The sequence below is a fragment of the Streptomyces sp. NPDC020490 genome, from assembly GCF_044335305.1.
In the GTDB taxonomy this organism is placed as follows: Bacteria; Actinomycetota; Actinomycetes; order Streptomycetales; family Streptomycetaceae; genus Streptomyces.
Genome location: NZ_JBIRUY010000003.1, coordinates 21,314 through 47,592, shown reverse-complemented (window position 1 = coordinate 47,592; position 26,279 = coordinate 21,314). Strand labels below are relative to the sequence as shown.

Sequence of the window (26,279 nt, the reverse complement as noted above, 5' to 3'; positions counted from 1 at the left end):
CGGTGCCGGGGCCGCTGTTTCGGCGCTGCCGCGTTCCGGGTCCCCGGCCCGCCTTGCGGTCGGCCGTTCGCACCGTCCGCACCGTCCTCACTGTCGGCGTCGGCGGTGGGCTAGCGCTTGACCGCGCACAGCAGCCCGTCGCCCACCGGCAGCAGCGACGGCAGCAGCTCAGGGCTTTCCCGCACCCCGCGCAGCAGCTCCCGCAGCCGCAGCACCTCCGTGGGCTGCGGCCCCGAGTCCACCGTGCGGCCGTTGGCGAAGACGCCCTCGAAAACCACCAGGCCTCCCGTACGCAGTAGGCGCAACGATTCAGCGAGGTAGTCCATGACCTCCTGCCGGTCGCCGTCGCAGAAGACGAGGTCGTAGCCGGCGTCCGCGAGCCGGGGCAGCACGTCCAGCGCGCGCCCCGGGATGAAGCGGGCCCGGTTGCTGGCGAATCCGGACGCGCGAAAGGCCTGGCGGGCGAACTGCTGGTGCTCCGGTTCGGGGTCCACGGTCGTCAGGACCCCGTCGGGGCGCATGCCGTGCAGCAGATGGATCCCGGAGACGCCCGTGCCGGTGCCGATCTCCGCCACCGCCTTCGCGTCCACCGAGGCGGCCAGCAACCGCAGCGCGGCGCCCGTGCCGGGCGACACCGGGCGCAGCCCCGCCTCGCGGGCCCGGTCGCGGGCCCAGCGCAGCGCTTCGTCCTCGGCGACATAGGCGTCGGCGAACGCCCAGCTCGTCTGCCGGTTGCCGGTAATGACCCTCTCCTGTCCCACGGTTGCCTGGGCGTGACTGTATCCGTTGGCGCCGGGAACCCGCAGATGGGACCAGGCGTTTAGAGGGGTGGAGACGACAGCGGGGGGACACAGTTGGATCACGACGCGGGGCGGACACCGGAGCAACTGCGGGCGCAGCGGCCCGAGCGGTGCCAGCCCACATCAAATTCTCGTAAAACCGCTTATCCGGAGCTAACGGGCGAGGTGGCTATGGTAGGGGCTCCACTGGACACCACCAGAGCCGACAGGGGAGGTGCGGCCGTACCTGTGGATCGGGGAGGAGTGCTGTGGCGCTTTCTCGGATCGGCGGGCAGGCCGAAATCCGTGAACGACACCGCTGCTGACCACAGCCACGCCGCTGAACAGGACCGGACCGCGACCTTCTCCACCGACGCGGACGGGCAGGCGTGGACTCCGCCCACCTGGGAGGAGATCGTCAGCACCCACAGCGGACGCGTCTACCGGCTGGCCTACCGCCTCACGGGCAACCAGCACGACGCCGAGGACCTCACCCAGGAGGTCTTCGTCCGCGTCTTCCGCTCCCTGTCGACGTACACGCCGGGGACCTTCGAGGGCTGGCTGCACCGCATCACCACCAACCTGTTCCTCGACATGGTCCGCCGCAAGCAGCGCATCCGCTTCGACGCCCTCGGCGAGGACGCGGCCGAGCGCCTGCCCAGCCGCGAACCCAACCCGCAGCAGGTCTTCAACGACGCGCACTTCGACGCGGACGTCCAGCAGGCCCTCGACACGCTCGCGCCCGAGTTCCGCGCCGCGGTCGTCCTGTGCGACATCGAGGGGCTGTCGTACGAGGAGATCGCCGCGACCCTCGGCGTCAAGCTCGGCACGGTCCGCTCGCGCATCCACCGCGGCCGCTCGCAGCTGCGCAAGGCCCTCGCCCACCGCTCCCCGCAGGCCCGGGCGGCCGAGCGCCGCTCCTTCATGGCCCGTGTCCCCGCGCTGGGGGGAGGGGGCGCGACCGCGTGAGTGGATCAAGCCCCGCCGAGAGGCGCCTGTCCGAGCAGCACCTGGGAGACCGACTCTCCGCCCTGGTGGACGGAGAGCTCGGTCACGAGTCGCGCGAGCGTGTCCTCGCCCACCTGGCCACCTGCGCCAGGTGCAAGGCGGAGGCCGACGCCCAGCGGCAGTTGAAGAACGTCTTCGCGGAGGCGGCCCCGCCGTCCCCCTCCGAGAGCTTCCTGGCCCGTCTCCAGGGGCTCCCGGCGGGAGGTGACGACACGGACGGCGGCTCGCCCTTCGGCGGGGGAGGAATCCCTGGAACGGCCCCCGGACGGTTCGGCGGCGGAGTGTTCGGGCTGAGACGAGGCGAGCGCTTCGAGCTCGGCTACGTGCCCGCCCGCGCGCACACCGCCGCACCCGACGCCGACCACGGCTTCCCCGTCCACGACGTAGGCCACCGCGAGCCCGAGCGTCCGGCCTCGCGCGGACTGCGGATCGCGTTCGCCGCCGCCGGGGCGGTGTCGCTCGCCGCGATCGCGCTGGGCGGCGTCACGGGCGGCTCACCGGCCGACACCGCGGACGCGCGCGGCGGCAACGGCACCGGCAGCAACGTCACACCGATGCGGTCGCCGGGCACCGGGAACGCGACGGCTCCCGAGAGCCAGCGGCGCCGCGGCACCGGCCCGGTGCTCGCCCAGGGCCAGCGCACGCTCGGCGACACCACGGCGGCCCCCACACAGGTCTCCGCGCCGCTGCTGCCGGGCATACCGAGCCCCGCGGGCTCCGGGCAGACGCAGCAGGCCGCACCCCCGCTGACCGGGCCCGTGATGGCCGGTGCGGCCGTCATGTCGCCGTTGATACGGCCGCTCACCGGCGTCGCCCCGCCGCTCACCCTGACCTCCTGGTCCACCGCGCCCGAGGTCAGGTCACCCGGCATGCTCGCCGCGCCCGCCCCCGACACGTCCTCCGCCTCCCCCTCCCCGTCGCGCACCGCACGCTGACCGCCCGACCGCTGACCGACCGCCCGGGAACCTGGTTGAATCCGGGGTGAGCCATGCCCGTGGCCAGGACGTGACCTGGTCACCGGGCGCGGAGTCGGACAACCGTGGCCGGCGGTGACGAGCCGTGCCGCGGCCAGCTGTGGGGAGAACATGAACGAGGGGAAGCCCACGAAGGCGAAGTGGTGGAGCCGCCCGCGACCGCAGGGCCCGTCGGACCCGTCGGACCCGTCGTACCCGTCGGTCGGGGCGGAGGGCACGGACCCGGCACCGGCCGCGCCCGCCACGCCCGCACCCGACGGTGGCTTCGCCGACGGCGACTTCGAGCTGGCCAAGCCGGCCGCGGCGGCCCCCGTCGAGCCGGTGGCCCCGTCGGCCGACCACGCCGGGACCGGCGTCCCCGCCGACCGTCCCGGCACCGACGGTGACTTCGAGCTGGAGCGTCCAGCTGCGGCCGTACCGGCGGCCGCTCCCGACCCGCTCACCTTCGCGGCCGCACCCGTGGCCGAACGCCCCAGCCCGCTGCACGACCCCGACCCCTACAGCACCCCGCCCTACGGCGAACCCGGCCCCTGGGCGCCCGCTCCGCCGGTCCAGCACCCCGCGGCCACCCCCACGCACGGAACCCCCGCGCCGATGCCCGGCACGGCGGTCACGCCCCCACAGACGCCCCTGCCGGCGCCCGGCGCCACGGTCACCCCGCCACCCGCACTCGTACAGCAGACGCCCGTACAGCCCGTACAGCAGACGCCCGTACAGCCCACGCAGCCGGGGCTCGTACAGCCCACGCAGCCGGGGCTCGTACAGCCCGCGGCGCCCGGCCCGGCCGTAGCCGCGGCGCCCGGCCCGGCCGTCCCCGCGGCGCCCGGCCCGGCCGTCCCCGCGGCGCCCGGCCCGGCCGTCCCCGCGGCGCCCGGCCCGGTCGCCCCCGCGGCGCCCGGCGCGCACGCCCCTGGGGCGCACGCCCCCGCGGCCCTCGGCGCGCACGCCCCCGCGGCGCCCCTCCCGGTCGGTGCCGCCCCGGTCCCGCAGCCGGTGGCGAGCCCCGGTGGCGACGTCCCGCCCGCCTCTCCCTGGCGGAACTACGACCCCTGGGCCGCCGCCCCCCTCCAGCACACCGGCGCCCCCCGGCCCCGGCGGGCCAGGAAGGGGCTGGTGGCCGGGGCCGTGGCGCTCGCGCTCGTGTCGGGCGGCGTAGGCGGCGCCCTCGGCTCGTATCTCGAGCGCCACGGCGGCGTGGGCGACGTGGAGCTGCCGCAGGCCGGGAAGGAGCCCACCGGGCGCGCCCCGGACAGCGTGGCCGGGATCGCCGCCCGGGCCCTGCCCAGCGTGGTGACCCTGCACGTCACCGGCCAGGAGGAGTCCGGCACCGGCACGGGCTTCGTGCTCGACGCGCAGGGGCACATCCTCACCAACAACCACGTCGTCGAGCCCGCCGGCTCCGGCGGCCGGATATCCGTGACCTTCAGCAGCGGCGACACCGCCAAGGCCACCGTCGTCGGCCGGGACAGCGGCTACGACCTCGCCGTCGTGCAGGTGGACGGCGTGAGCGGCCTCAAGCCCATGCCCCTCGGCAACTCCGACAACGTCCAGGTCGGCGACCCCGTCGTCGCCATCGGCGCGCCCTTCGACCTGGAAGGCACGGTCACCTCCGGCATCATCAGCGCCAAGGAACGGCCGATCACGGCCGGCGGGGAGAGCGGGGACGGCAGCGACGTGTCGTACGTCGACGCGCTGCAGACCGACGCACCCATCAACCCGGGCAACTCCGGCGGGCCCCTGCTCGACTCCAAGGCCCGCGTCATCGGCATCAACTCCGCCATCCGCTCCGCCGACAGCGGCTCGCAACCGGACGGCGGCCAGGCCGGCTCGATCGGGCTCGGGTTCGCCATCCCGGTCAACCAGGCCAAGCGCGTCGCCGAGGAGCTGATCAACACCGGCAAGGCGACCCACCCGGTCATCGGCGTCACCCTCGACATGGACTACTCGGGCGACGGCGCCCGCGTCGGCACCAAGGGCAGCGGCGGCGGGCCCGCCGTCAACGCGGGCGGCCCCGGCGACAAGGCCGGCATCGAGCCGGGCGACGTCATCACCGAGGTCGACGGCCAGCGCGTCCACTCCGGCGAGGAACTGATCGTCAAGATACGGGCCCACCGCCCCGGCGACCGGCTGGAGCTGACGGTGCGGCGGGACGGGATCATCAAGAAGATCCCGCTCGTGCTCGGGTCCTCGGACGGGAATTGACAGCGACTTCACAGACGAAGGCCCCGCGCCTGCTCCCCACGACCCGGGGGGCGACCGACGACCCCGAAAAACCGCCACGTGGACAACTCGCTGCCCTCGGGACGGTACCGGTCGTACCGAATCGCCGGGTACCGTGGACCCGGCCCGGACCACGGAAGACCCGCACAGACCACCGAGGGCCGAGGACCGAGGAGATGGCGAGGAGCTTCAGGTGTTCAATGACATAGGACCGCTCGAGCTGGTCACGCTCGTTGTCCTCGCCGTGCTCGTCTTCGGTCCGGACAAGCTCCCGAAGGTCATCCAGGACGTCATGCGGACCATCCGCAAGATCCGTGAGTTCTCGGAGAGCGCCAAGCACGACATCCGGCAGGAACTGGGCCCGGAGTTCAAGGACTTCGAGTTCGAGGACCTCAACCCCAAGACGTTCATCCGCAAGCACCTGGACAACGACGAGCTGGGGCTGAAGGAGATCCGCAACGGCTTCGACCTGAAGAAGGAGATGGCCGAGGTCACGGACGCCGTCCACAGCCGTGACAGCGACCCCTCGCCGTCCTCCTCCGCGTCGGCCGCCGGACGTGTCGACATGGTCAAGAAGCCCGAGGACGACGACCGCCCGCCCTTTGACGCCGACGCCACCTGACCCGCGTCGCCGCTGGTCGCACCCGCCGCACGTGACGCGTTTCATACCCGGCGGAGGCCGCCGCGCGGCTTGATCACGGCTTCTCGGCGGCTCACGCGCCGGGCGCTTTCCCGGTTGCCCCCAGCGGGGTGGATATGCTGCCGAGTTGTTGCGCGGGCCGGATGCGAAAGAGCAACGCCGCCCGAAGGGGGGCGGGCCGCTCCGGTCCGACGAGAGCGAGGAGGCGTCCGGGCACATGGAGACGACGAGTCGGGCAGTCGCGCAGGCGCCGGCCGCGGAGGGCGGACAACAGGTCCCCTCCGCCCGGCGTACGGTCGACGGCTACCTGCAGGCGCCCTTCCCGTGGTACGGCCTCGACGAGGCGTTCACGGGGCCGCGCTGGCTGATGCAGGTCGGTACGGCGGCCGACGGGGCCGTCGAGCACGGTTCGATCGGGCACGGCGACGAGCCCTCCGTGAAGAACGAGTACGCGGCCGCGGCGACCGACGAGCCCAAGGAGCGGTTCGCGGTCGTGGTGACCGTCGCGGCGAACCCGTCCCGGCGCAGCGCCGACGGCACGGGGCTGCTGGAGGCCACGTCGGTGTCCTCGGCGGCGTGGCTGGCCGGCGTGGGGCTGCTGTCCTTCACCTGGCCCGGCCAGATGGACCACACCCTGCGCGACGACTGGCTGGAGCAGCAGACGGAGACGGCGTGGGCGCTGGCCGACGACCTGTCCGGCCCCGAGTGGTCGATGCTCTCCCTGCCGGTCGACGGGGTTCCCACGCCGTTCCACTACCGCGAGTCCGAGTTCGGCTGGGTGCTCGCCGGGTCCACGCAGGAAGGCGTGCACGTGGGCGCGTACGGCAGGGGCATGAGCGCCTACGGGCTCGGCTTCGCCATGATCAAGGACATCGCCGCCTACGCCTAGCCGGGACGGCGCGGAAGCCTGCGCCTGGCCGGGACGGCGAAAAGGGGCGCCATCGCAGCGGACGGCGCCCCCGAAGTCGCGGCGGCCGTGAGACCGGCGCCGAGGTCGTGGCGGACCGGAGCCGGGCCTCCGAGGCCGTGTGCGGTACCGGAACCGGGCCTCCGCGGTCGCGGCGGTCCCGGAACCGGCCGCGCTCTCAGAACTTGTTCTTCGGCGTGAGCCCGAGCGACAGTCCGGCCAGGCCCCGCTGCCGTCCGCCCAGCTTCCCGGCGATGCCCCGCAGGGCCGCGCCCGCCGGGGAGTCCGGGTCGGTCAGCACGACCGGCTTGCCCTCGTCGCCGCCCTCGCGCAGGCGGACGTCGATGGGGATGCTGCCCAGGACCGGGACGTTCGCGCCCGTCGTGCGGGTGAGGCCGTCGGCGACCGCCTGGCCGCCGCCCGTGCCGAAGACGTCGACCATCTCGCCGCAGTGCGGGCAGGGCAGGCCGGACATGTTCTCGACCACACCGACGATCTTCTGGTGGGTCTGCACGGCGATGGCGCCGGCCCGCTCGGCCACCTCGGCGGCGGCCTGCTGCGGGGTGGTGACGACCAGGATCTCGGCGTTGGGCACCAGCTGGGCCACGGAGATCGCGATGTCGCCGGTGCCCGGCGGGAGGTCGAGCAGCAGCACGTCCAGGTCGCCCCAGTACACGTCCGCCAGGAACTGCTGGAGCGCGCGGTGGAGCATCGGGCCGCGCCACACGACCGGGGCGTTGCCCGGGGTGAACATGCCGATGGAGATGACCTTCACGCCGTTCGCGGACGGCGGCATGATCATGTTCTCGACCTGGGTCGGCCGGCCGTCGACGCCCAGCATGCGCGGCACGCTGTGGCCGTAGATGTCGGCGTCGACGACACCGACCTTCAGGCCGTCCGCCGCCATCGCCGCCGCCAGGTTCACCGTGACCGACGACTTGCCGACGCCGCCCTTGCCGGACGCCACCGCGTACACGCGGGTGAGCGAGCCGGGCTTGGCGAACGGGACCTCGCGCTCGGCCTGGCCGCCGCGCAGCGCGCTCGCCAGCTCCCTGCGCTGCTCGTCGCTCATCACGTCGAGCGTGACGTCGACGCGCGTGACGCCCTCGACGCGGGAGACCGCCTCCGTCACGCGCTGCGTGATCGTCTCGCGCATGGGGCAGCCGGAGACCGTCAGGTACACGGTGACCGCGACCGCTCCGTCCGCGCCGATCTCCACCGATTTGACCATCCCGAGCTCGGTGATGGGGCGGTTGATCTCGGGGTCGTTCACCGTCGCCAGTGCTTCGCGCACCGCGTCTTCGCTAGCCATAAGGACGATGGTACGGCGCCGCGCGGGGGCCCCGGCACGCCCGTCACCGGTCGTCTACGTCACGTCCGTGCGACCGTTCCGCCGGGAATACGGCGGGTTCGTGGTGGCCGTCCCGCCTGCCGTCCAGTTCCTTGACCAGGTCCTGCAGTTCGGAACGGATCCAGTCGCGGGTGGCGACCTCGCCCAGGCCGATGCGCAGGGCGGCGATCTCGCGGGTCAGGTACTCGGTGTCCGCGATCGACCGCTCGTTCTGTTTGCGGTCCTGTTCGAGGTTGACCCGGTCACGGTCGTCCTGCCGGTTCTGCGCCAGCAGGATCAGCGGGGCGGCGTAGGAGGCCTGCAGGGACAGCATCAGGGTCAGGAAGATGAACGGGTACTCGTCGAAGCGCAGCTCGCGCGGCGCGGTCACGTTCCACAGCACCCACAGCACGATGACGAACGTCATCCAGACGATGAACCGGCCGGTGCCGAGGAAGCGCGCGATGCGCTCCGAGAGGCGGCCGAAAGCCTCCGGGTCCCATTCGGGCAGGAACCGGCGGCGCCGCGGCCGCGGCTGGTCCAGGCGGGGGCGGGCGCGGCCGGCCGCCGTCGCCCCCGCCGCGGCGCGTTCGCGGGTCCCCTCGCGCTCAGGAGTCACGGGCCACCCCCTGCGCGCCCTCGTCGCCGCCGAGGTGGAACTCGGTCTCCCGCCAGTCCTCGGGCAGCATGTGGTCCAGGACGTCGTCGACGGTCACCGCGCCCAGCAGCGACCCGGCCTCGTCCACCACGGGCGCCGAGACCATGTCGTACGTCGCGAAGAACCCGGCGACCACCGGCAGGGCCGCCTCGGGGACCAGGGGCTGCAGGTCCGTGTCGACGATGGAGCTGACCAGGGTGTAGGGCGGCTCGCGCAGCATGCGCTGGAAGTGGACGGTGCCGAGGTACTTGCCGGTCGGGGTGTCGTCGGGCGGGCGGCAGACGTAGACCTGGGCGGCGAGCGCGGGGGACAGGTCGGGGTTGCGGACCCGGGCGAGCGCGTCGGCGACCGTCGCGTCGGGACGCAGCACGATCGGCTCGGTCGTCATCAGACCCCCCGCGGTGTGCTCCTCGTACGACATCAGGCGCCGCATGTCGGCCGCGTCGCCGGGCTGCATCAGGCTCAGCAGCCGTTCCTTGTCCTCCTCCGGCAGTTCGGAGAGCAGGTCGGCCGCGTCGTCCGGGTCCATGGCCTCCAGCACGTCGGCGGCGCGCTCCTCCTTCAGCTTGCCGAGGATCTCGATCTGGTCGTCCTCCGGCAGTTCCTCGAGCACGTCGGCCAGGCGGTCGTCGTCGAGGGCTGCGGCGACCTCGGCGCGGCGCTTGGCGGAGAGGTGGTGCAGCACGTTGGCGAGGTCGGCGGGGCGCAGCTGCTCGAAGGTGGCGAGCAGGTTCTCGGCGCCCTGCCCGTGCTCCTCCAGGGAGAAGCCGGTGACCGCGGACCACTCCACGGTCAGCGTCTCCCCCTTGCCGCGCCGGAAGGCGCCGCCCGTCCTGCCCCTGCGCACGAAGACGCGGTCGATCTCCCAGTCCCGGCGGGCCGGCAGCTGCCGCACCGACAGGTCGAGGACGGTGACCTCCTCGCCGGTCTCGGTCAGCGTGACGCGCCGGTCGAGGAGGTCGCCGAAGACCAGGCGCTCGGTGGGGCGCTGCTCGAAGCGGCGGACGTTGAGCACGCCGGTGGTGATGACCTGCCCGGACTCGATGCCGGTCACCCGCGTCATGGGCAGGAAGATCCGGCGCCGGGTGGGAAGTTCGACGACCATCCCGAGCAGCCGCGGGGGCCGCCGCCCGACGCGCAGCATCACGACCAGGTCCCGTACCCGGCCCACCAGGTCGCCGTTCGGGTCGAACGCGGCGACGTCGGCGAGGTGCGAGACGAAGATCCGGGGGGCACCCCCTGCCATGGCCGCGCCTCCTTCTCCCGTGGGTGTTTCGTACGGTGTCTCTTTTCCGAATTGCCCGCTCGAGTGGGCTTCAGGCTAGCCCGTCCCGATCGGAGCCGTCCTGGCAGGGGGGCCGGTCGGACCGGCTCCGCCGCCCGGTCACCGCCCCGGTACGCTGCCGTACGCCGCTCAGGACCCATCAGAAAGGCAGCCCCACCTGTGACTGCGACTCCCCAGGGCCGTACCCGCCGGATCGTGCTGGTGAGCGGGGTGTGCGCGCTGGTCGTGACGGGGGCGGGACTCCTCGCGGGATGCGGTGAGGACCCGGACGCGGGCACCAACGGGGTCGGCAAGCTGCCCGCCGACCAGATCCAGTCCCGGACCCGGAAGGCCGCCGAGTCCGCCGACGCGGTGCGCCTCTCCGGCACCGTGGTCACCAGCGGGCGCACCTACCGCATCGACATGCGCCTGAAGTCCGACGGCGCCACCGGGGCGGTCACCTCCAAGGGTGCCTCGTTCAAGCTGCTGCGGGTCGGCGAGCATCTGTACCTGAAGGCGGACGCGGACTTCTGGAGCCACCAGGACGGCGACGGGGAGGTGGCCGCGGCCGACAAGCTCGAGGGCAAGTACGTGAAGGTGCCCGAGGACGACCCCTCGTACAAGAAGTTCAGCGGCTTCACGGACAAGGACGTCCTCCTCGACGGTCTGCTCACGCTGCACGGCAAGCTCGCCAAGGACGGCCACCACGAGCAGGCGGGCGTCCGCACGATCCGGATCACCGGGGACGACGGCTCCGGCGGCACCCTGGACGTCTCCCTCCAGGGCACGGCCTACCCCCTCCGCCTGGTCCGGGCGGGCGGCGCGGGAACCCTGACCTTCTCCGCCTGGGGCACCAACTTCGCCCTGACCGAGCCGGACAAGAACGAGACCGTGGACTACGGCAGGCAACTCCCGTCGTCCTGACTGTCGTTGACGGCCGTTGTCCTGACGGACGGTCGGCTGTGACGGGCGTTGACGACCCGCCGTCCGACGGACGCCGAACGTCGAACGCCGGTCGCCCTGGCGGACGCCGCCCCCCGCCCGCCGCCTGGCCCGCGTCTACTTCCGCTTGCGCCGCTTCATCAGCAGCCGCGGCAGCGCCGCGGGGGCCGGCTGCCGTGTCGTGGCCGGCGACGGCAACGGGGCCCCGGCGAGACTCCCGTCGGGCAGCGGCCGCGTCCCGCCCGTGGGCTCCAGCCGCAGCACCCGGCATTCCCGCGCCCAGCGCTCCGGTACGGCCTCCCCGTCGGGGGCGTTCAGCCGCTTGCCCTTCAGCTCGGCCACCGCGGCCGCCCACGCCTCGGACCCGGACGCGAGCTCCACGACCTTCGCCGTCCAGGTCACCAGCCGGCCGCCCTTGTCCTTGCTGCGCACGGTGACCTCGGCGGTGTCCCGGTCGGCCAGTCCCGGCAGGGGCTGCTCGCCCGGACCGTCGCCGACCACGCACGCCGCGCCCTCGTGCCACACGTGCCACAGCGCGCGGGCCGGGACACCGGGTCCCTTGACCCAGATGAGGCCGGACTTCTTGGTGGCCTCCTCGACGAGGGCCTGCTCGAGCAGCTCGCTTGTCATGGGCTCAGCCTATCCAGGCGCCCTCACAGCCAGCCGTTGCGCTTGAGGGTGCGGTGGATCCCCAGGCAGATCACGCCGGTGATCATCATGATCACCGGGTAGCCGTAGCGCCAGTGCAGCTCGGGCATGTGCTCGAAGTTCATGCCGTACACCCCGCACACCATCGTCGGCACGGCGATGATCGCGGCCCACGAGGTGATCTTCCGCATGTCCTCGTTCTGCGCGACGGACGCCTGCGCGAGGTTGGCCTGGAGGATGGAGTTGAGCAGTTCGTCGAAGCCGAGGACCTGCTCCTGCACGCGCGCGAGGTGGTCGGCGACGTCCCGGAAGTACTTCTGGATGTCGGGGTCGATCAGCCGCATCGGCCGCTCGCTGAGCAGCTGCATGGGCCGCAGCAGCGGCGAGACGGCCCGCTTGAACTCCAGCACCTCGCGCTTGAGCTGGTAGATCCGCGCCGAGTCCACACCGCGCGAGACCCCGCCCCGCCGTCCCGGCGAGAACACCTCGGTCTCGACCTCGTCGATGTCGTCCTGCACGGCGTCGGCGACCGCGATGTAGCCGTCGACGACATGGTCGGCGATCGCGTGCAGCACCGCCGAGGGCCCCTTGGCGAGCAGCTCGGGGTCGTCCTGGAGCCGGTGGCGCAGCGCCCGGAGCGAGCCCTGGCCGCCGTGCCGGACGGTGATGAAGAAGTCCCGGCCGGTGAAGCACATGACCTCGCCGGTCTCCACGACCTCGCTGGTGGCGGTGAGCTGGTCGTGGTCGAGGTAGTGGATGGTCTTGAACACCGTGAACAGGGAGTCGTCGTAGCGCTCCAGCTTGGGCCGCTGGTGGGCCTGGACGGCGTCCTCCACGGCCAGCGGGTGCAGCCCGAACTCGCGGGCGATACCCGCGAATTCGGCCTCGGTCGGCTCGTGCAGGCCGATCCACACGAAGCCGCCGTCGCGGCGCACCAGCCGCATCGCCTCGTGCGGGGTGAGCGGCTGCGGCGTCTGCACGCGGGCGCCGTCGCGGTAGACGGCGCAGTCGACGACGGCCGAGGGCGTCGCGGGGTCGCGGGTGGTGTCGTACGGGCCGCTGTCCATGCGCACGGGCCCCTTGCGCAGTGAGGGGCGGGACGGGCGGACCACGGCACGCAGGTCGCGGATCATCGACATGGCAGGCTCCTTCGCACGAGCAGCGAGAGGCCGCGACGACGGGTGGAACTGCCCGGAATGAGGACGTCCTGAACGCGTCTCCCCAACTGGGAAGGGGAAGGATGTTTGGCACGTCCACAAAGCGGGGAGCACCGCACCGTCGCGGTGGCGCGCTTCGCTGCTGATTCAGCTACTGATGCAGATCAGACAGATCAGGCAAGACGAAACGAAGTGCTCTTCCGTGATGAAGACGCGAATGTGAGAGGCGGCAGCCGGCGGGAGGCGCAGCAGCTACATCAACGACAGGAAGAGCGGGTGGTACTGCACGGTCGACTTCGGTCCATCGCAGCCCCACCTCCTCCGGCCGGTCCCCCGTGAGGGAATCCCATCGGCGTCGGGACCCGATAGCCACGCTTCGGCGTGCTGCCCCGAACCACCGGGCCAGACTAGCAGCCGCCCCAAGTGTCAAGGCGCCGCTTTGCCCTGCCCTGACGAGTTCTATGCTCGCCGCATGGCTGATGTTCTTCCTCTGGTCGAGGCCCGGTTGCGCACCGCGCTGGGCGATCCGGACGCGCGCGCCGCGGTCACCTTCCTCGGCACGGACCGCATCGAGGTGCTCCGGTTCCACGAGGGGGACGTCGTCCGCTACGCCACCCTCGGCATGTCCGCGCAGCCGATGACGGACCCCACGGCCGTGGTCGCCGACCCCGTCAAGGGGCCGCGCGCCGAGCTGGTCCTCTCCGTCCGCGCCGGCGCCGCCGACACCGACAAGGTGCTGCGCCCGCTCGCCGTGCTCGCCGCTTCCCCGCAGGTGGAGGGCCTGGTCGTGGCGCCGGGGGCCTCTCTCGACGTCGGTGGGCCGCTGTGGCCGGGCGCGCCGTTCACCTCGGTCCTGGTGGCCGAGCCCGGCGGCCTGGTCGAGGACCTCGAACTCGACGAACCCCTCGACCCCGTACGGTTCCTGCCCCTGCTGCCCATGACGCCGAACGAGGCCGCCTGGAAGCGGGTGCACGGCGCCCAGGCCCTCCAGGAGCGCTGGCTGACGAACGGGACGGACCTGAGGGATCCGTCCCGGAGGTCCGTCCCGCTGGAGTGAGGCGGAGTGAGCGGGAGTGAGCAAGCTCACCACCGGGTGTTCCGCGCCGGTCAGTCGGCGAAGACGGCGACGCCGTCCTCCGCGGCGTGCCGCGTCTCGAGTTCTTCCGCCTCGTGCGTGAGCGCGTTGCGCCGTACGAGGACGACCAGCGCGCCCAGCACCGCCGAGGCCGCCGCGACCACGAACGGGACGTGGAGGTCGGTCCACTCCTCGATCTTCGGCGCGAGGTAGGGCGCCGCCGCGGCCGCGAACCACCGCACGAAGTTGTAGCCGGCGCTCGCCACCGGGCGCGGAGCGTCCGAGACGCCGAGCGCCAGCTCGGTGTAGACGGTGTTGTTCACGCCGATGAACGCGCCGGACAGCACCGTGCAGACGACGGCCGTGGCGTGGTCGCCGTATCCGAGCACGAGCACGTCGGCCGCCAGCAGCACCAGCGAACCGCCGAGCACCCGCAGCGAGCCGAACCGCTCCTGCAGACGCGGCGCCACGATCACCGAGAAGACGGCGAGCAGCACGCCCCAGGCGAAGAACACCGCCCCCGACCGGTAGGGGGTCATGTCCAGCACGAACGGGGTGAAGGCCAGCACGGTGAAGAACGTGTAGTTGTAGAAGAACGCCGAGACCGCGGCGGAGGCGAGCCCGCCGTGGCCGAGCGCCTTGAGCGGGTCCAGCAGCGAGGTCCTGCGGGCCGGCTTCGGCTGTTCCCCCAGGAACGCCGTGATGCACAGGAAGCCGACCGCCATCAGGAAGGCCGTGCCGAAGAACGGGTAGCGCCAGCTCGCGTCGCCGAGCAGCGCGCCCAGCAGCGGGCCGCACGCCATGCCGAGGCCGAGCGCCGACTCGTAGAGAAGGATCGCCGCGGCGCTGCCCCCGGCCGCCGCGCCGACGATGACCGCGAGGGCGGTGGACACGAACAGGGCGTTGCCCAGGCCCCAGCCCGCGCGGAAGCCGACCAGCTCGGCGACCGAGCCCGAGGTGCCCGCCAGGCCGGCGAAGACCACCACGAACGCGAGGCCGAGCAGCAGCGTCCGGCGGCCGCCGATGCGGCTGGAGACGAAACCGGTGAGCAGCATCGCCACGGCGGTGATGAGGAAGTACGAGGTGAACAGGAGGGAGACCTGGCTGGGCGTGGCGTCCAGGCCGGCGGCGATGGACGGCAGGATCGGGTCGACGAGCCCGATGCCCATGAACGCCACCACGGACGCCCCGGCGGTCGCCCACACGGCCTTCGGCTGCCGCAGGATGCCGCCCGCTCCCGCGTCGAACGGGTCCATGTTTCCCCCGCTCCGGGTCGAATTAGTTGGCATGTGCACATAGTAGGTTAGCGAACCTAATTAATGCAAGATGCATCTAATTTTGTCCGGAGCGGGATCCGTCCGGACGGGTGATCGTCCTTGACGTGGCGGGGCAGGGGTAGGACCGTGGGGCTCTATGAGGGGCGAACCCAGTTGCCCGAAGTGTGGTGGCCGGGTCAGGGCTCCCGGCCTCTTCGCCGATTCCTGGCAGTGCGAGGTGCACGGGCCGGTGCATCCGGTGCAGCCCGTGGTCCCGCCCAGCGTCGATGCCCTGACCGTCGTGGTGCACCGCACGCAGGTGCCGGTGTGGATGCCGTGGCCCCTGCCGGTCGGCTGGCTGTTCACCGGGGTGGCGTGCGCGGGCGACGACCGCAGCGGCGGTCGTGCCACCGCGGTGGCCTGCTCGGGCCCCGGCCCGCTCGGCGGAATGGGGGAGCTGATCCTCGTCGCCGAGGAGCTCGGCGTCGGTCTCGGTGCGCGGTACGCGGGCATCGACGCCCCGGATCCGGGACCGTACCTGGACGTCGAGAAGCCGGCCGAGACCAAGGTCCTGGCCGGCGGCCGTCCCACCCCGCTCTGGCATGTCGCCGACACCCCCGACGACCGCGCGGTCTTCGCGGGCGAGGCGCTCGGGATGTGGCTGTGGGCGGTCCTGTGGCCGGAGCAGTCCGGGCTCCTGCTGTACGACGAACTGGTGCTGACGGACCTGCGCGAGGCGGGCGCCGAGCTGGAACTGGTGCCGTGCGGGGCGCTCTCGCCACGCCTGCTGGAGCCGTAGCGGCCCAGGGGGCTCCGGCCGGTGCCGGGCGGGTCCGGCCGGTCCGGGCCGGTCGGTTCCGGCTGGGACTGCGCTGTGCGTTGCCTGTAGGGGGTGCTCGGCGGTTGCGGGTGTGACAGGGCGGTCCGGAAATGCGGTTATCCTTGAGCGTCCTCTTCCGTACCGTCACCGCTGGAGTCCGCGTCGTGCGCATCGACCTGCACACCCACTCCACCGCCTCCGACGGTACGGACACCCCGGCCGAGCTGGTGCGCAACGCCGCCGCGGCCGGTCTGGACGTCGTCGCGCTGACCGACCACGACACCACCCGCGGACACGCCGAGGCGATCGCCGCGCTGCCCGCGGGGCTCACCCTCGTCACCGGCGCCGAGCTGTCCTGCCGCATCGACGGCGTCTCCATGCACATGCTGGCCTACCTCTTCGACCCCGAGGAGCCGGCGCTGCTGGCCGAGCGCGAGCTGGTGCGCGACGACCGGGTGCCGCGGGCCAAGGGCATGGTCGCCAAGCTGAACGAGCTGGGTGTGCCGGTGACCTGGGAGCAGGTCCAGCGCATCGCCGGCGACGGCTCCGTCGGACGGCCGCACGTCGCCTCCGCGCTGGTCGAACTCGGTGTCGTACCGACCGTCGGCGACGCCTTCACCCAGGACTGGCTGGCCGACGGCGGCCGGGCCTTCGTCCCGAAGCACGAGACCGACCCCTTCCGGGCGATCCAGCTGGTCAAGGCCGCGGGCGGGGTCACCGTCTTCGCGCACCCGGGCGCCAGCAAGCGCGGCCGCACGGTGCCCGAGCCGGCGATCGCCGAGATGGCCGCCGCCGGGCTCGACGGCATCGAGGTCGACCACATGGACCACGACCCGGACACCCGGGCGCGGCTGCGCGGCCTCGCCAAGGAGCTGGGGCTGCTGACGACCGGGTCCAGCGACTACCACGGCAGCCGCAAGACGTGCGTGCTCGGGGAGTACCTGACGGACCCCGAGGTGTACGGGGAGATCACGCGGCGGGCGACGGGCGCCTTCCCGGTGCCGGGAACCGGCGGGGCCTGAGGCCCGACGGCCGCCGCGCGCTCACACCGGCGGCCTGTCGCACGCTCACCCCTGTTCGTCGTTTCTCACTCACCTGCAAGGCCCCCCATGTTCGACACTGCCGTCTTCGGCTCCCTCTTCCTCACCCTCTTCGTCATCATGGATCCCCCAGGGATCACCCCGATCTTCCTCGCGCTGACCGCCGGACGCCCCGGCAAGGTGCAGAAGCGGATGGCCTTCCAGGCCGTCTGCGTGGCGGGCGGTGTGATCGTCGTCTTCGGGCTCCTCGGCCACCAGATCCTCGACTACCTGCACGTGTCCGTGCCCGCGCTGATGATCGCGGGCGGGTTGCTGCTCCTGCTGATCGCGCTCGACCTGCTCACCGGCAAGACGGACGAGCCGAAGCAGACCAAGGACGTCAACGTGGCGCTCGTGCCACTGGGCATGCCACTGCTGGCGGGCCCCGGCGCCATCGTCTCCGTCATCCTCGCCGTGCAGAAGGCGGGCAGCGTGGCCTCGCAGGTGTCGGTGTGGTCGGCGATCCTCGCCATCCACGTCGTGCTGTGGCTGGTCATGCGCTACTCGCTGCTGATCATCCGGGTCATCAAGGACGGCGGCGTGGTCCTGGTGACGCGGCTCGCGGGCATGATGCTCTCCGCGATCGCCGTGCAGCAGATCATCAACGGCGTCACCCAGGTGGTCGGCGCCGCCTGATCCCACCGCCTGATCCCACCGCCTGATCCCACCGCCTGATCCCTCGGCTGTCCATCGGAGTGACGGATTCACCGGAACGACAGAGCCCCCGCACGGCACGGTGCCGTCCGGGGGCAATGAAGCTCTCGCGGTGATCCGCGGCTGTTATGAGGCCGTGGTCTCGGCCGGGCGGATCCACAGGCGCTGTCCGATCGCGGCGGCCTGCTGAACGATCCGGTTGACGGAGGCGGCGTCCACGACGGTGCTGTCCACGGGGGTACCGTCGACCTCGTCGAGTCGCATGATTTCGAAGCGCATGGCTTCTCCCTTCGTCTGGTCATCCTCCTGATGGAGAACTACTGGTGGGTGGCGCACGAGGCGTCGGTGCCCCCTGTTCCGTACGTATTCAACGGACTGCGTGTTACAAACATTCCCTTGGCTAAAGAAATTTTTCGAACGGCTAATTACTGGCCGGTAAGGGTCTGTTGTCGCTCGTTCGGAAGACTGACCGGGACCAGTTGTGTTCGCAGCGTGACCGCCGGGACAATGGAGGCGATGAACGACGACCTCGCTGCGCTGAGCGCACGCATCGACCGTACGAACGAGCTGCTGCAGCGCATGCTCGCCGAGGTGGCGAAGACGCCCTCCACTCACGCGATCTTCGTCGACGCGGGCTACCTGTACGCGGCCGCCGGGCGGCTGGTCGCCGGCACGGAGGACCGCCGGGCCTTCGACCTCGACGCCGAGGGCCTGATCGAAGCGTTCATCGACCGCGCCCGCACGATCTTCGCGGACAGCCGGCTGCTGCGGGTCTACTGGTACGACGGCGCCAGACGCCGCATTCACACCTCCGAGCAGCAGTGCATCGCCGAGCTGCCGGACGTGAAGGTCCGCCTCGGCAACCTCAACGCCAACAACCAGCAGAAGGGCGTCGACTCACTCATCCGCTCCGACCTGGAGTCCCTCGCCCGGCACCGCGCCATCAGCGACGCGGCGCTCCTCGGCGGCGACGAGGACCTGGTGTCGGCCGTCGAGGCGGCCCAGGGCTACGGGGCCCGGGTCCACCTGTGGGGCATCGAGGCGCCCGAGGGCCGCAACCAGGCGGAGCCCCTGCTGTGGGAGGTCGACAGCCAGCGCACCTTCGACCTCGACTTCTTCAAGCCCTACGTCTCCCGGCGCACGGCGCCCGCGTACGAGGGCACGGCGGCCCGGCCGACCCGCGAGGACGTCCGCTTCGTGGGCGCGCAGATCGCGGCGAAGTGGCTCGCGGCACGCGGCCGCGAGTCGCTCGTGGAACTGCTGCCCGGACACCCCTACCTTCCCGGCTCCGTGGACCAGGACCTGCTGGTGGAGGCGGAGGGGCTGCTGCAGTACTCCCTGCGCGGCCAGGCGGACCTGCGCCGCGCACTGCGCGACGGCTTCTGGGAGCACCTGCGCGCGCTGTACTAGGAGCACCCGTTCGGGCGCCGTGTCAGGAGACCCTGGCGGGCGCCGTACTAGGAGCCTTCCGCGGTCTCGTCGCCCCGGATGCCCTGTGAGCCGCCCTGTGCCGGGTCGTCCCAGAAGTCCGCGAAGGCGCGGGCCGTCTCCAGGGGCCTGTCGGTGTTCGGGGAGTGCTCGGCGCCCTCGATCACGGTCCGGCGGGCCCGCAGCCGCAGTGCCATCTCGTCGAGCAGCGGCACCGGCCAGGTGTCGTCGCGGGCGCCCGACAGCACGTGGAACGGCAACGGCACGGCGGCCAGCTCCGCCACGCGGTCCGGCTCGACGCACAGCTGGCGTCCGGTGCACAGCAGTTGTGCGGGCTTGGTGCCCAGCCAGCGGCGGCGCAGGTCCTCCTGGTCGTCCAGTCCGGAGTCCAGTCCGCCGGTGTCGGTCTCCTCGGGCGGCTCCATGGCCTGCATCGCCTCCCACACCTCGGCCATGGTCATCACCGAGAGGGCGTCCCGGAGCAGCTTCACGCGCTGCTGCTGGGAGGGGGAGATGTGGGCCGGACCGGAGGACATGAGGGTGAACGAGAGGAAGGGGGAGTGGTCCAGCAGTACCGCCGCCCGGGCGATCTGCCCGCCCAGGGAGTGCCCGACGAGGTGCAGCGGGGTTCCGACGGCCTCCGCCTGCGCGAGCACGTCCCGCGCCAGCTCCTGCTGCGCGTAAGCGGATTCGTCCAGTTCCGGGCCGCCGGACTCGAACTGGCCCCGCCCGTCCACGGCGACGGTCCGGTAGCCGCGGGCCGCCAGGGGCACGTGCAGCGGGTTGAAGTCCTCCTTGCTCCCGGTGAAGCCGGGCAGCAGCAGCGCGGTGCCCTTGTGCGGGACACCGTCCGCCGCGGGCGCGTCCACGACGGCGAACTCCCCGCGGGCGGTGCGCAGCGGGTACGCGCGGGCGCCGGGGGGCGGGGTGAAGGTCGGTGGCCTGCTCATGTGCCGAGGCTACCGGGCGCGCGCCCCGGGAGGCGGCGGGGCCGGTCCGCGGAGACGGAAGGGTCGTCCCGCGCGGGTCCGGAGCCGGACGGGCGCGGATGCGGGGAGCCGGCGGCGGGGCGGGGAGACGGCCGACGGCCCGGTCCCACCTGACGTGGGGCCGGGCCGTCGCGCTCGCGAGCGGTCAGCTCTCCGCGGCCTCCGGGGCGGCCGCGGCCTTGCGCGTGCGACGCACCCTCGGCTTGGCCTCGGCCGCGTCCACGCCCGCCGCGTCGGCGGTCGCCGTGGCCTTGCGGGTCCGGCGGACCGCCGGCTTCGCCTCCGGCTCCCCGGCGGCCTGCGCCGGGATGCCGGCCACGGTCGCGGCGGTCGCGGTTGCCTTCCGCGTGCGACGCGGCTTGGCCTCGGCGGTTTCGGCGGTGTCGACGGCGGTTTCGGCGGTGGTCGCGGTCTTGCGGGTGCGGCGGGGCTTGGCCTCGGTGGTGGCGGCGTCGGTGGCCTCGGTGGTTTCCGGGGCGGCTGCCGTCTTCCGGGTGCGGCGCGGCTTGGTCTCCGTGCCCTCCGCGGTCTCGACCGCCGCGGTTGCCTTCCGCGTGCGACGCGGCTTGGCCTCGGCGGCTTCGGCGGTGTCGACGGCGGTTTCGGCGGTGGTCGCGGTCTTGCGGGTGCGGCGGGGCTTGGCCTCGGTGGTGGCGGCGTCGGCGGCCTCGGTGGTTTCCGGGGCGGCTGCCGTCTTCCGGGTGCGGCGCGGCTTGGTCTCCGTGCCCTCCGCGGTCTCGACCGCGGCGGTCGCCTTCCGCGTACGACGCGGCGCGACCGCCGGCTCCTCGGTGACCTGCGCCGGGATCTCGGCAACCTCTGCCGCCTCGGCGGTCTTGCGGGTCCGACGGCGCGGCTTGGCCTCGGCGGCCTCGGCCGTGTCGACCACGGTTTCGGCGGTCGCGGCGGCCTTGCGGGTGCGGCGCGGCTTGGCCTCGGCGGTCGCCTCGGCCGTGTCGACCGCGGTCTCCGCGGCGGCCGTGGTCTTGCGGGTGCGGCGGCGCGGCGCGGCGGCGGGAGCCTCCGGCTCCGCGACGACCGGCGTCACCGGCGCTTCCACGACGGCCTGCGCCTCCGGCGCCGCGGCGGCCACGGCCGGAGCCGTGTCGACGGGCGTCCCGGTGGTCGGCTCGGGGGACCGGCGGGTGCGGCGGCGGCGCGGCTTCGCAGCGCTGTCGTCGGCGTCCACGGCGGCGCTCTCGGCCGTCGTCACGGCGGCCTCCGCTGCCTCGGGCGCGCTGGGCTCGACCGCCGTCGCCGTGGCCGGCACCGACTGCGTCGAGGACCCGCCGCGGGTACGGCGACGGCGACGCGGCGTACGGGTGGCGCCGGTCTCCTCGGTCCCGGCCGGGGCGGTCCCGGCCGAAGTGGTCTCGGCAGGGGCGGTCTCGGCAGCGGTGGTCTCCGGAGCGGCCGTGCCGTCCAGCGGAGTCCCGCCACGCGTACGGCGGCGGCGACGCGGCGTGCGGGCCGGGCGCTCACGCTCGGCGGACCGGGACTCACCCCGGTCGCCCCGGTCACCCCGGTCACCCCGGTCCGCTCGGCCGCCGCGCCCGCGTGCGCCGCGGCCGCCGGTCTCGCCGAGGTCCTCCAGCTCCTCCGCGTCGAGCCCGGCGCGGGTGCGCTCCGAGCGCGGCAGGACGCCCTTCGTGCCCTCGGGGATGTCGAGGTCGGCGAAGAGGTGCGGGGAGGTGGAGTAGGTCTCCGGCGGGTCGGCGAAGTCCAGCTCCAGCGCCTTGTTGATCAGCTGCCAGCGCGGGATGTCGTCCCAGTCGACCAGGGTGACGGCGATGCCCTTGTTGCCCGCGCGGCCGGTGCGGCCGATGCGGTGGAGGTACGTCTTCTCGTCCTCCGGCGACTGGTAGTTGATGACGTGCGTCACGCCCTCGACGTCGATACCGCGCGCGGCCACGTCGGTGCAGACGAGGACGTCCACCTTGCCGTTGCGGAAGGCGCGCAGCGCCTGCTCGCGGGCGCCCTGGCCGAGGTCGCCGTGGACCGCGCCGGAGGCGAAACCGCGTTGCTTGAGCTGGTCGGCGAGGTCGGCCGCGGTGCGCTTGGTACGGCAGAAGACCATGACCAGGCCCCGGCCCTCCGCCTGCAGTATGCGGGCGACCATCTCGGGCTTGTCCATGTTGTGCGCGCGGTACACGTGCTGCGCGATGTTCGCGACCGTCACGCCCTCGTCGTCCGGCGCGGTGGCCCGGATGTGCGTGGGCTGCGACATGTAGCGGCGGGCGAGACCGATGACCGCGCCCGGCATGGTGGCCGAGAACAGCATGGTCTGGCGCTTGGCCGGCAGCAGGTTGATGATCTTCTCGACGTCGGGCAGGAAGCCCAGGTCGAGCATCTCGTCGGCCTCGTCCAGGACCAGGCACCGGACGTGCTTGAGGTCGAGCTTCTTCTGGCCCGCGAGGTCGAGCAGGCGGCCCGGGGTGCCGACGACCACGTCGACGCCCTTCTTGAGGGCCTCGACCTGGGGCTCGTAGGCCCGGCCGCCGTAGATCGCGAGAACGCGCACGTTGCGCACCTTGCCCGCGGTCAGCAGGTCGTTGGTGACCTGCGTGCACAGCTCGCGCGTCGGGACGACGACGAGGGCCTGCGGGGCGTCGGTCAGCGCCTCCGGCCGCGCACGGCCGGCCTCCACGTCGGCGGGGACGGTGACGCGCTCGAGGAGCGGGAGGCCGAAGCCCAGCGTCTTGCCGGTGCCGGTCTTGGCCTGGCCGATGACGTCCGTGCCGGAGAGGGCGACGGGGAGGGTCATCTCCTGGATGGGGAAGGGGGTGTTGATGCCGACGGCCTCCAGGGCCTCGGCCGTCTCGGGAAGGATTCCGAGATCTCTGAACGTCGTAGTCAGGGTGCTGCCTCTTCTGTGTGGGCGGTGCGAGGCGAGCGCGGGGGTCTTTGACGGACCGTGCCGGGGACGTCGGCTGCCTTACGGGCTTGGCCGTAGGGCACGGGACCACTGCCGACGCTCTAGCGCTCGTACCGCTGAGGGTGTCCCTCCGGTCGTCGTACGCACTTGTCGTACGGCCAGGGAGGGCTGTCGGGTCGGAGCCGATCGGGCCACCGACCGGGCATCCTCAAACGTGCGGCCCGTCGAGCGAAGCAAACTCCTTAGAGGTGCGTACTCAGCAGGCGCATTACCACCATACCCCGGAATCCCGCACATGCGATGGCCGATTTGGTCACGCGGTCGTCGTCACAGGGGTCGGCCATGACCTTCCGTCGTGCCGCAAGCGGGCTATTGTGCGCTTCATGACGACCTCTGACAAGCCTGACAACGCCTCCGAAGCCTCGGCCGGAACCACCGGAGTCGCCGCCCAGGACTGGGCGAAGGCCTCCGCCGACCCGCAGTACCGCGCCGCGGTCGTCGACCTGCTCGGTGCCCTCGCGTACGGCGAGCTCGCGGCGTTCGAGCGTCTCGCGGAGGACGCCAAGCTGGCGCCGACGCTGGAGGACAAGGCGGAGCTGGCGAAGATGGCGTCGGCCGAGTTCCAGCACTTCGAGCGGCTGCGCAACCGGCTGACCGAGATCGGCGAGGAGCCGACCCGCGCGATGGAGCCGTTCGTCGCCGCGCTCGACGGCTTCCACCGCCAGACGGCCCCCTCGGACTGGCTGGAGGGCCTGGTCAAGGCGTACGTCGGCGACTCGATCGCCAGCGACTTCTACCGCGAGGTGGCGGCCCGGCTCGACTCGGACACCCGGGGGCTGGTGCTGGCCGTCCTCGACGACACCGGGCACGCGAGCTTCGCCGTCGAGAAGGTGCGCGCCGCGATCGACGCGGACCCGCGCGTGGGCGGCCGGCTCGCGCTGTGGGCGCGGCGTCTGATGGGCGAGGCGCTGTCGCAGTCGCAGAGGGTGGTGGCCGACCGGGACGCGCTGTCGACGATGCTCGTCGGCGGTGTCGCGGACGGCTTCGACCTCGCCGAGGTCGGCAAGATGTTCTCCCGGATCACCGAGGCGCACACGAAGCGGATGGCGGCTCTGGGGCTCGCCGCCTGAGCGCTCCGCCGGACGTGCCGCCTCGCGCCGCGTTGCGGGGTGTTGTGCCGTGGGCGGGCCGCGGCGCCGTCGTGGCTGGTCGCGCGGTTCCCCGGGCCCCTTCAGGGTGCTGCCTCACCGCAGTGGAATTCGCCTGACCCGCTTGGCCTTCCTCGTCCGGGTCCCGGTGGTCTTTCCGGCCGTGGTGGTCTTCCCGGCCGTGGTCGTCTTTTCGTCCGAGGTCGACTTTTCGCCCGAGGTCACGCCGGCGCCGAGCGCCGGCGGAGTCTGCCCGCCGGGCGCAGCAGCAGCGACAGCGAGGCCGTGGAGACGATCGCGGCGCCGATCAGGATCAGCGGGAGGCTGCCGGGGTCCAGCGCGCTGTGCGTGACGAAGGCGCCGAACAGGGCCCCGGCGACACCCGTCGCCAGGACCAGCGCGCGGGCCGGCAGACGGTGGGACAGCCGGTGGATCGCCCCCCACGCCAACGCGAGACCGAGCACGGCGGAGCCGACTGCTTCCAAGATCATCACGGAGTCCCTCCCACGGGGCCGACCTGCGCGTCGCGGTCGTAGCCGGTCATACCCGTGACCTGCGGAATGCAATCCACCCCTGTGGCCGACTTGTGCTCCATCTGCGGGGGCCGGAAGGCGGACGGCGGACGGCGGACGGCGGGAAGCCGAAAGGGGGCCCGGCGACCATCGGTCGCCGGGCCCCCTCGGTCCGCGTGCGCTTACAGCGCGCCGAAGCCCACCTTGCGCGGGGCCGGCTCGCCGAGCTCGACGTAGGCGAGGCGGTCGGCGGGGACCAGCACCTTGCGGCCGTGCTCGTCCACGAGGGTCAGCAGCTGTGACTTCCCGGCCAGTGCCTCGGCCACGATCCGCTCGACCTCCTCGGCACTCTGACCGCTCTCCAGAACGATCTCGCGGGGCGCGTGCTGCACGCCGATCTTGACCTCCACGGCTATGTCCCTCCGACGGTCAGTGAAGTGCGCGACCTTCCGCGCCGTACCCAGCACACATTAGCCCGGCGAGGGGACGCCCACGCTCCGCCCGAGAACGCCAGGAGCGAACAGCGGGCGGGAACAAAGGGCGGCCTCAGTGCTGCTGGTCGGTTCCGTGCAGCGGGAAGCCGGCGATGCCCCGCCACGCCAGGGACGTCAGCAACTGGACCGCCTGGTCGCGCGGGACGCTGCGGTCGCTGTGCAGCCAGGAGCGGGCCACGACCTGGGCGAGGCCGCCGAGCCCGGAGGCCAGCAGCATCGACTCGGCACGCGAGAGGCCCGTGTCCTCGGCGATGACGTCGCAGATCGCCTCCGCGCAGTCGTTCGTGACCTTGTCGACACGCTCGCGCACCGCGGGCTCGTTCGTCAGGTCCGACTCGAAGACCAGACGGAAGGCGCCGCCGTCGTCCTCGACGTACGCGAAATAGGCGTCCATGGTCGCCCGGACGCGCTGCTTGTTGTCGGTCGTCGACGCCAGCGCGCTGCGCACGGACTGGATCAGGGACTCGCAGTGCTGGTCCAGCAGTGCCAGGTAGAGGTCGAGCTTGCCCGGGAAGTGCTGGTAGAGCACCGGCTTGCTGACGCCGGCGCGCTCGGCGATGTCGTCCATCGCGGCCGCGTGGTACCCCTGCGCCACGAAAACTTCCTGGGCGGCGCCCAGCAACTGGTTCCGGCGGGCACGGCGCGGCAGGCGCGTGCCTCGCGGGCGTGCCGCCTCTGTTTGCTCGATGGCTGTCACGCCGCCTCCCAAAATCGTCCACATGCGGTGTGCGCCGCGTGGCCATCGTACTTTTCGGTAACCCCGGTGTGCGCGGTGCGAGCGCAGAATTTCACGGACCGGACAGCGGCGAAAGCCTCGCGGAAGGTTTCAAGGCGGGGCAGAGCGGGCAGCCGCGTGCCTCTTGCCAGCTCAGCGGCGCTCCTGTGCGCCCCCGCGCGCCTCGCCGGCGGCGTACACCCCTTCTCCGTTTCTCGTTCTCCGCATTCTTTCTCGTTCTCCACATGCTCGGCTTCTCGGCCTCTCGGCATTCGACGCCGTGCGGGCCGGGTCCCCGGTAGCGGGTTCCGTCAGCGGTAGTCGTCCTCGTCCAGGGAGACGACGCGACGCTGCTCCACCAGGTCGGCCTCGTTCGCCCGGGCCGGGTCCACGTCCTCGAGGGGTTCGTCGCGGTCCGGCGCGAGGTCGGCCAGCTGTTCCGCCGCGTCGTTCTCGGGGGCTTCGACGTCGAACTCCGGCACCTTCTCCGTCTCCTCGTCCTGGAACGTCTCGGGATCGGTGGGGTCAACGGCCATGATGGGCTCCCTTCCTACGTCCCACTCCTGCGAACCTCGCTCCGAGAAGCAGGGGTCACTCGCGGGTGCCCTCTGCATGAGCCTAGGAGACACCCGGTCCGGACGCTATGCGATCCGCGTCCGGAACGTCACTCGACGCGTACCCCGTGAAGTCCCCGGGATCTGTGACGG

At 72.6% G+C, this 26,279-nt stretch carries 26 protein-coding genes; 12 read left to right on the top strand and 14 right to left on the bottom strand.

Features of this window, described 5'->3' with window-relative positions:
* Positions 1-110 precede the first annotated feature (110 nt).
* Positions 111-761 (bottom strand): O-methyltransferase, encoded by a 651-nt coding sequence (locus tag ACH4ZX_RS05225; RefSeq protein WP_398267747.1) that lies wholly within the window; start codon positions 759-761, stop codon positions 111-113.
* Between the two features lie 282 nt (positions 762-1,043).
* On the opposite strand from ACH4ZX_RS05225, the gene sigE reads away from it, so the two are divergent.
* The 5 genes from sigE to ACH4ZX_RS05200 all read left to right on the top strand — a co-directional run bounded on the left by sigE (position 1,044) and on the right by ACH4ZX_RS05200 (position 6,510).
* On the top strand, positions 1,044-1,748 hold the full coding sequence (sigE, locus tag ACH4ZX_RS05220; protein ID WP_398268374.1) for an RNA polymerase sigma factor SigE: 705 nt from the start codon (positions 1,044-1,046) through the stop codon (positions 1,746-1,748).
* Positions 1,745-2,722 (top strand): zf-HC2 domain-containing protein, encoded by a 978-nt coding sequence (locus ACH4ZX_RS05215; RefSeq protein WP_398267744.1) that lies wholly within the window; start codon positions 1,745-1,747, stop codon positions 2,720-2,722. Before sigE ends, ACH4ZX_RS05215 begins: the two co-directional genes overlap by 4 nt.
* 150 nt (positions 2,723-2,872) lie before the next feature.
* On the top strand, positions 2,873-4,963 hold the full coding sequence (locus ACH4ZX_RS05210) for a trypsin-like peptidase domain-containing protein (RefSeq protein WP_398267741.1): 2,091 nt from the start codon (positions 2,873-2,875) through the stop codon (positions 4,961-4,963).
* A 211-nt stretch (positions 4,964-5,174) separates the two neighbouring features.
* Positions 5,175-5,603 (top strand): sec-independent translocase, encoded by a 429-nt coding sequence (locus ACH4ZX_RS05205; RefSeq protein ID WP_398267738.1) that lies wholly within the window; start codon positions 5,175-5,177, stop codon positions 5,601-5,603.
* Between the two features lie 235 nt (positions 5,604-5,838).
* A complete protein-coding gene (locus tag ACH4ZX_RS05200; RefSeq protein WP_398267735.1) occupies positions 5,839-6,510 on the top strand; it encodes a hypothetical protein in 672 nt (223 codons plus the stop codon).
* Between the two features lie 196 nt (positions 6,511-6,706).
* On the opposite strand, the gene ACH4ZX_RS05195 is transcribed toward ACH4ZX_RS05200, so the two are convergent.
* Genes ACH4ZX_RS05195 through ACH4ZX_RS05185 form a run of 3 tightly spaced genes read right to left on the bottom strand, consistent with a single transcriptional unit; the run spans position 6,707 to position 9,762 of the window.
* A complete protein-coding gene (locus ACH4ZX_RS05195) occupies positions 6,707-7,840 on the bottom strand; it encodes an Mrp/NBP35 family ATP-binding protein (protein WP_398267732.1) in 1,134 nt (377 codons plus the stop codon).
* Positions 7,841-7,883: 43 nt separating this feature from the next.
* A complete protein-coding gene (locus ACH4ZX_RS05190) occupies positions 7,884-8,477 on the bottom strand; it encodes a DUF1003 domain-containing protein (RefSeq protein WP_398267729.1) in 594 nt (197 codons plus the stop codon).
* Entirely contained in the window at positions 8,467-9,762 is a 1,296-nt protein-coding gene (locus ACH4ZX_RS05185; protein WP_398267726.1) for a magnesium transporter MgtE N-terminal domain-containing protein, read from the bottom strand. Before ACH4ZX_RS05185 ends, ACH4ZX_RS05190 begins: the two co-directional genes overlap by 11 nt.
* 198 nt (positions 9,763-9,960) lie before the next feature.
* Between ACH4ZX_RS05185 and ACH4ZX_RS05180 the strand changes: the two genes are divergently transcribed.
* Positions 9,961-10,704 carry a hypothetical protein gene (locus ACH4ZX_RS05180; RefSeq protein ID WP_398267724.1) on the top strand — a complete coding sequence of 248 codons (744 nt, stop codon included), beginning with the start codon at positions 9,961-9,963 and terminating at the stop codon, positions 10,702-10,704.
* Positions 10,705-10,839: 135 nt separating this feature from the next.
* Here ACH4ZX_RS05180 and ACH4ZX_RS05175 read toward each other — a convergent pair whose 3' ends face one another.
* Entirely contained in the window at positions 10,840-11,352 is a 513-nt protein-coding gene (locus ACH4ZX_RS05175; protein WP_398267721.1) for a hypothetical protein, read from the bottom strand.
* A gap of 23 nt (positions 11,353-11,375) precedes the next feature.
* Positions 11,376-12,509 (bottom strand): magnesium and cobalt transport protein CorA, encoded by a 1,134-nt coding sequence (locus ACH4ZX_RS05170; RefSeq protein WP_324787534.1) that lies wholly within the window; start codon positions 12,507-12,509, stop codon positions 11,376-11,378.
* 490 nt (positions 12,510-12,999) lie between these two features.
* Between ACH4ZX_RS05170 and ACH4ZX_RS05165 the strand changes: the two genes are divergently transcribed.
* Positions 13,000-13,584 (top strand): suppressor of fused domain protein, encoded by a 585-nt coding sequence (locus tag ACH4ZX_RS05165; RefSeq protein ID WP_398267718.1) that lies wholly within the window; start codon positions 13,000-13,002, stop codon positions 13,582-13,584.
* 50 nt (positions 13,585-13,634) lie between these two features.
* Here the strand turns inward: ACH4ZX_RS05165 and ACH4ZX_RS05160 are convergent, their stop codons facing one another.
* Positions 13,635-14,858 (bottom strand): MFS transporter, encoded by a 1,224-nt coding sequence (locus ACH4ZX_RS05160; RefSeq protein ID WP_398267715.1) that lies wholly within the window; start codon positions 14,856-14,858, stop codon positions 13,635-13,637.
* 157 nt (positions 14,859-15,015) lie between these two features.
* On the opposite strand from ACH4ZX_RS05160, the gene ACH4ZX_RS05155 reads away from it, so the two are divergent.
* From ACH4ZX_RS05155 to ACH4ZX_RS05145, 3 genes are all read left to right on the top strand, one after another.
* Positions 15,016-15,657, top strand: coding sequence for a DUF6758 family protein (locus ACH4ZX_RS05155; RefSeq protein WP_360741665.1), 642 nt, complete (start codon positions 15,016-15,018; stop codon positions 15,655-15,657).
* 185 nt (positions 15,658-15,842) lie between these two features.
* A complete protein-coding gene (locus tag ACH4ZX_RS05150) occupies positions 15,843-16,700 on the top strand; it encodes a PHP domain-containing protein (RefSeq protein WP_398268371.1) in 858 nt (285 codons plus the stop codon).
* Positions 16,701-16,787: 87 nt separating this feature from the next.
* Complete coding sequence (locus ACH4ZX_RS05145; protein WP_324787539.1) at positions 16,788-17,393, top strand: MarC family protein; 606 nt, start codon at positions 16,788-16,790, stop codon at positions 17,391-17,393.
* 144 nt (positions 17,394-17,537) lie between these two features.
* On the opposite strand, the gene ACH4ZX_RS05140 is transcribed toward ACH4ZX_RS05145, so the two are convergent.
* Positions 17,538-17,690: a hypothetical protein gene (locus ACH4ZX_RS05140; RefSeq protein ID WP_093906763.1), complete on the bottom strand. Its 153-nt coding sequence runs from the start codon at positions 17,688-17,690 to the stop codon at positions 17,538-17,540.
* Positions 17,691-17,927: 237 nt separating this feature from the next.
* Between ACH4ZX_RS05140 and ACH4ZX_RS05135 the strand changes: the two genes are divergently transcribed.
* Entirely contained in the window at positions 17,928-18,821 is an 894-nt protein-coding gene (locus ACH4ZX_RS05135) for an NYN domain-containing protein (RefSeq protein ID WP_398267711.1), read from the top strand.
* A 47-nt stretch (positions 18,822-18,868) separates the two neighbouring features.
* On the opposite strand, the gene ACH4ZX_RS05130 is transcribed toward ACH4ZX_RS05135, so the two are convergent.
* The gene (locus ACH4ZX_RS05130) at positions 18,869-19,789 is read right to left on the bottom strand and encodes an alpha/beta fold hydrolase (RefSeq protein WP_398267709.1); all 921 of its coding nucleotides are present in this window, start codon (positions 19,787-19,789) and stop codon (positions 18,869-18,871) included.
* A gap of 184 nt (positions 19,790-19,973) precedes the next feature.
* Complete coding sequence (locus ACH4ZX_RS05125) at positions 19,974-22,592, bottom strand: DEAD/DEAH box helicase (RefSeq protein WP_398267707.1); 2,619 nt, start codon at positions 22,590-22,592, stop codon at positions 19,974-19,976.
* Positions 22,593-23,077: 485 nt separating this feature from the next.
* Here ACH4ZX_RS05125 and ACH4ZX_RS05120 point away from each other — a divergent pair, with 485 nt between their 5' ends.
* Entirely contained in the window at positions 23,078-23,833 is a 756-nt protein-coding gene (locus ACH4ZX_RS05120) for a ferritin-like fold-containing protein (RefSeq protein ID WP_351888813.1), read from the top strand.
* A gap of 239 nt (positions 23,834-24,072) precedes the next feature.
* Here the strand turns inward: ACH4ZX_RS05120 and ACH4ZX_RS05115 are convergent, their stop codons facing one another.
* The 4 genes from ACH4ZX_RS05115 to ACH4ZX_RS05100 all read right to left on the bottom strand — a co-directional run bounded on the left by ACH4ZX_RS05115 (position 24,073) and on the right by ACH4ZX_RS05100 (position 26,108).
* Entirely contained in the window at positions 24,073-24,342 is a 270-nt protein-coding gene (locus ACH4ZX_RS05115; protein ID WP_360741651.1) for a hypothetical protein, read from the bottom strand.
* 203 nt (positions 24,343-24,545) lie between these two features.
* Entirely contained in the window at positions 24,546-24,773 is a 228-nt protein-coding gene (locus tag ACH4ZX_RS05110) for a DUF3107 domain-containing protein (RefSeq protein ID WP_324787544.1), read from the bottom strand.
* A 136-nt stretch (positions 24,774-24,909) separates the two neighbouring features.
* Positions 24,910-25,554 (bottom strand): TetR/AcrR family transcriptional regulator, encoded by a 645-nt coding sequence (locus tag ACH4ZX_RS05105; RefSeq protein WP_324787545.1) that lies wholly within the window; start codon positions 25,552-25,554, stop codon positions 24,910-24,912.
* 329 nt (positions 25,555-25,883) lie between these two features.
* The gene (locus ACH4ZX_RS05100; RefSeq protein ID WP_398267703.1) at positions 25,884-26,108 is read right to left on the bottom strand and encodes a hypothetical protein; all 225 of its coding nucleotides are present in this window, start codon (positions 26,106-26,108) and stop codon (positions 25,884-25,886) included.
* Positions 26,109-26,279: the final 171 nt, after the last annotated feature.

Excerpts from the sequence above, each read along its gene's own strand:
- ACH4ZX_RS05170 (WP_324787534.1), bottom strand. The coding sequence starts at position 12,509 with ATGTCGATGATCCGCGACCTGCGTGCCGTGGTCCGCCCGTCCCGCCCC.
- ACH4ZX_RS05210 (WP_398267741.1), top strand. The coding sequence starts at position 2,873 with ATGAACGAGGGGAAGCCCACGAAGGCGAAGTGGTGGAGCCGCCCGCGA.
- ACH4ZX_RS05185 (WP_398267726.1), bottom strand. The coding sequence starts at position 9,762 with ATGGCAGGGGGTGCCCCCCGGATCTTCGTCTCGCACCTCGCCGACGTC.
- ACH4ZX_RS05125 (WP_398267707.1), bottom strand. The coding sequence starts at position 22,592 with ATGACCCTCCCCGTCGCCCTCTCCGGCACGGACGTCATCGGCCAGGCC.
- ACH4ZX_RS05160 (WP_398267715.1), bottom strand. The coding sequence starts at position 14,858 with ATGGACCCGTTCGACGCGGGAGCGGGCGGCATCCTGCGGCAGCCGAAG.
- ACH4ZX_RS05195 (WP_398267732.1), bottom strand. The coding sequence starts at position 7,840 with ATGGCTAGCGAAGACGCGGTGCGCGAAGCACTGGCGACGGTGAACGAC.
- ACH4ZX_RS05175 (WP_398267721.1), bottom strand. The coding sequence starts at position 11,352 with ATGACAAGCGAGCTGCTCGAGCAGGCCCTCGTCGAGGAGGCCACCAAG.
- ACH4ZX_RS05165 (WP_398267718.1), top strand. The coding sequence starts at position 13,000 with ATGGCTGATGTTCTTCCTCTGGTCGAGGCCCGGTTGCGCACCGCGCTG.
- ACH4ZX_RS05130 (WP_398267709.1), bottom strand. The coding sequence starts at position 19,789 with ATGAGCAGGCCACCGACCTTCACCCCGCCCCCCGGCGCCCGCGCGTAC.
- ACH4ZX_RS05200 (WP_398267735.1), top strand. The coding sequence starts at position 5,839 with ATGGAGACGACGAGTCGGGCAGTCGCGCAGGCGCCGGCCGCGGAGGGC.
- ACH4ZX_RS05145 (WP_324787539.1), top strand. The coding sequence starts at position 16,788 with ATGTTCGACACTGCCGTCTTCGGCTCCCTCTTCCTCACCCTCTTCGTC.
- ACH4ZX_RS05100 (WP_398267703.1), bottom strand. The coding sequence starts at position 26,108 with ATGGCCGTTGACCCCACCGATCCCGAGACGTTCCAGGACGAGGAGACG.
- ACH4ZX_RS05140 (WP_093906763.1), bottom strand. The coding sequence starts at position 17,690 with ATGCGCTTCGAAATCATGCGACTCGACGAGGTCGACGGTACCCCCGTG.
- ACH4ZX_RS05115 (WP_360741651.1), bottom strand. The coding sequence starts at position 24,342 with ATGATCTTGGAAGCAGTCGGCTCCGCCGTGCTCGGTCTCGCGTTGGCG.
- ACH4ZX_RS05135 (WP_398267711.1), top strand. The coding sequence starts at position 17,928 with ATGAACGACGACCTCGCTGCGCTGAGCGCACGCATCGACCGTACGAAC.
- ACH4ZX_RS05155 (WP_360741665.1), top strand. The coding sequence starts at position 15,016 with ATGAGGGGCGAACCCAGTTGCCCGAAGTGTGGTGGCCGGGTCAGGGCT.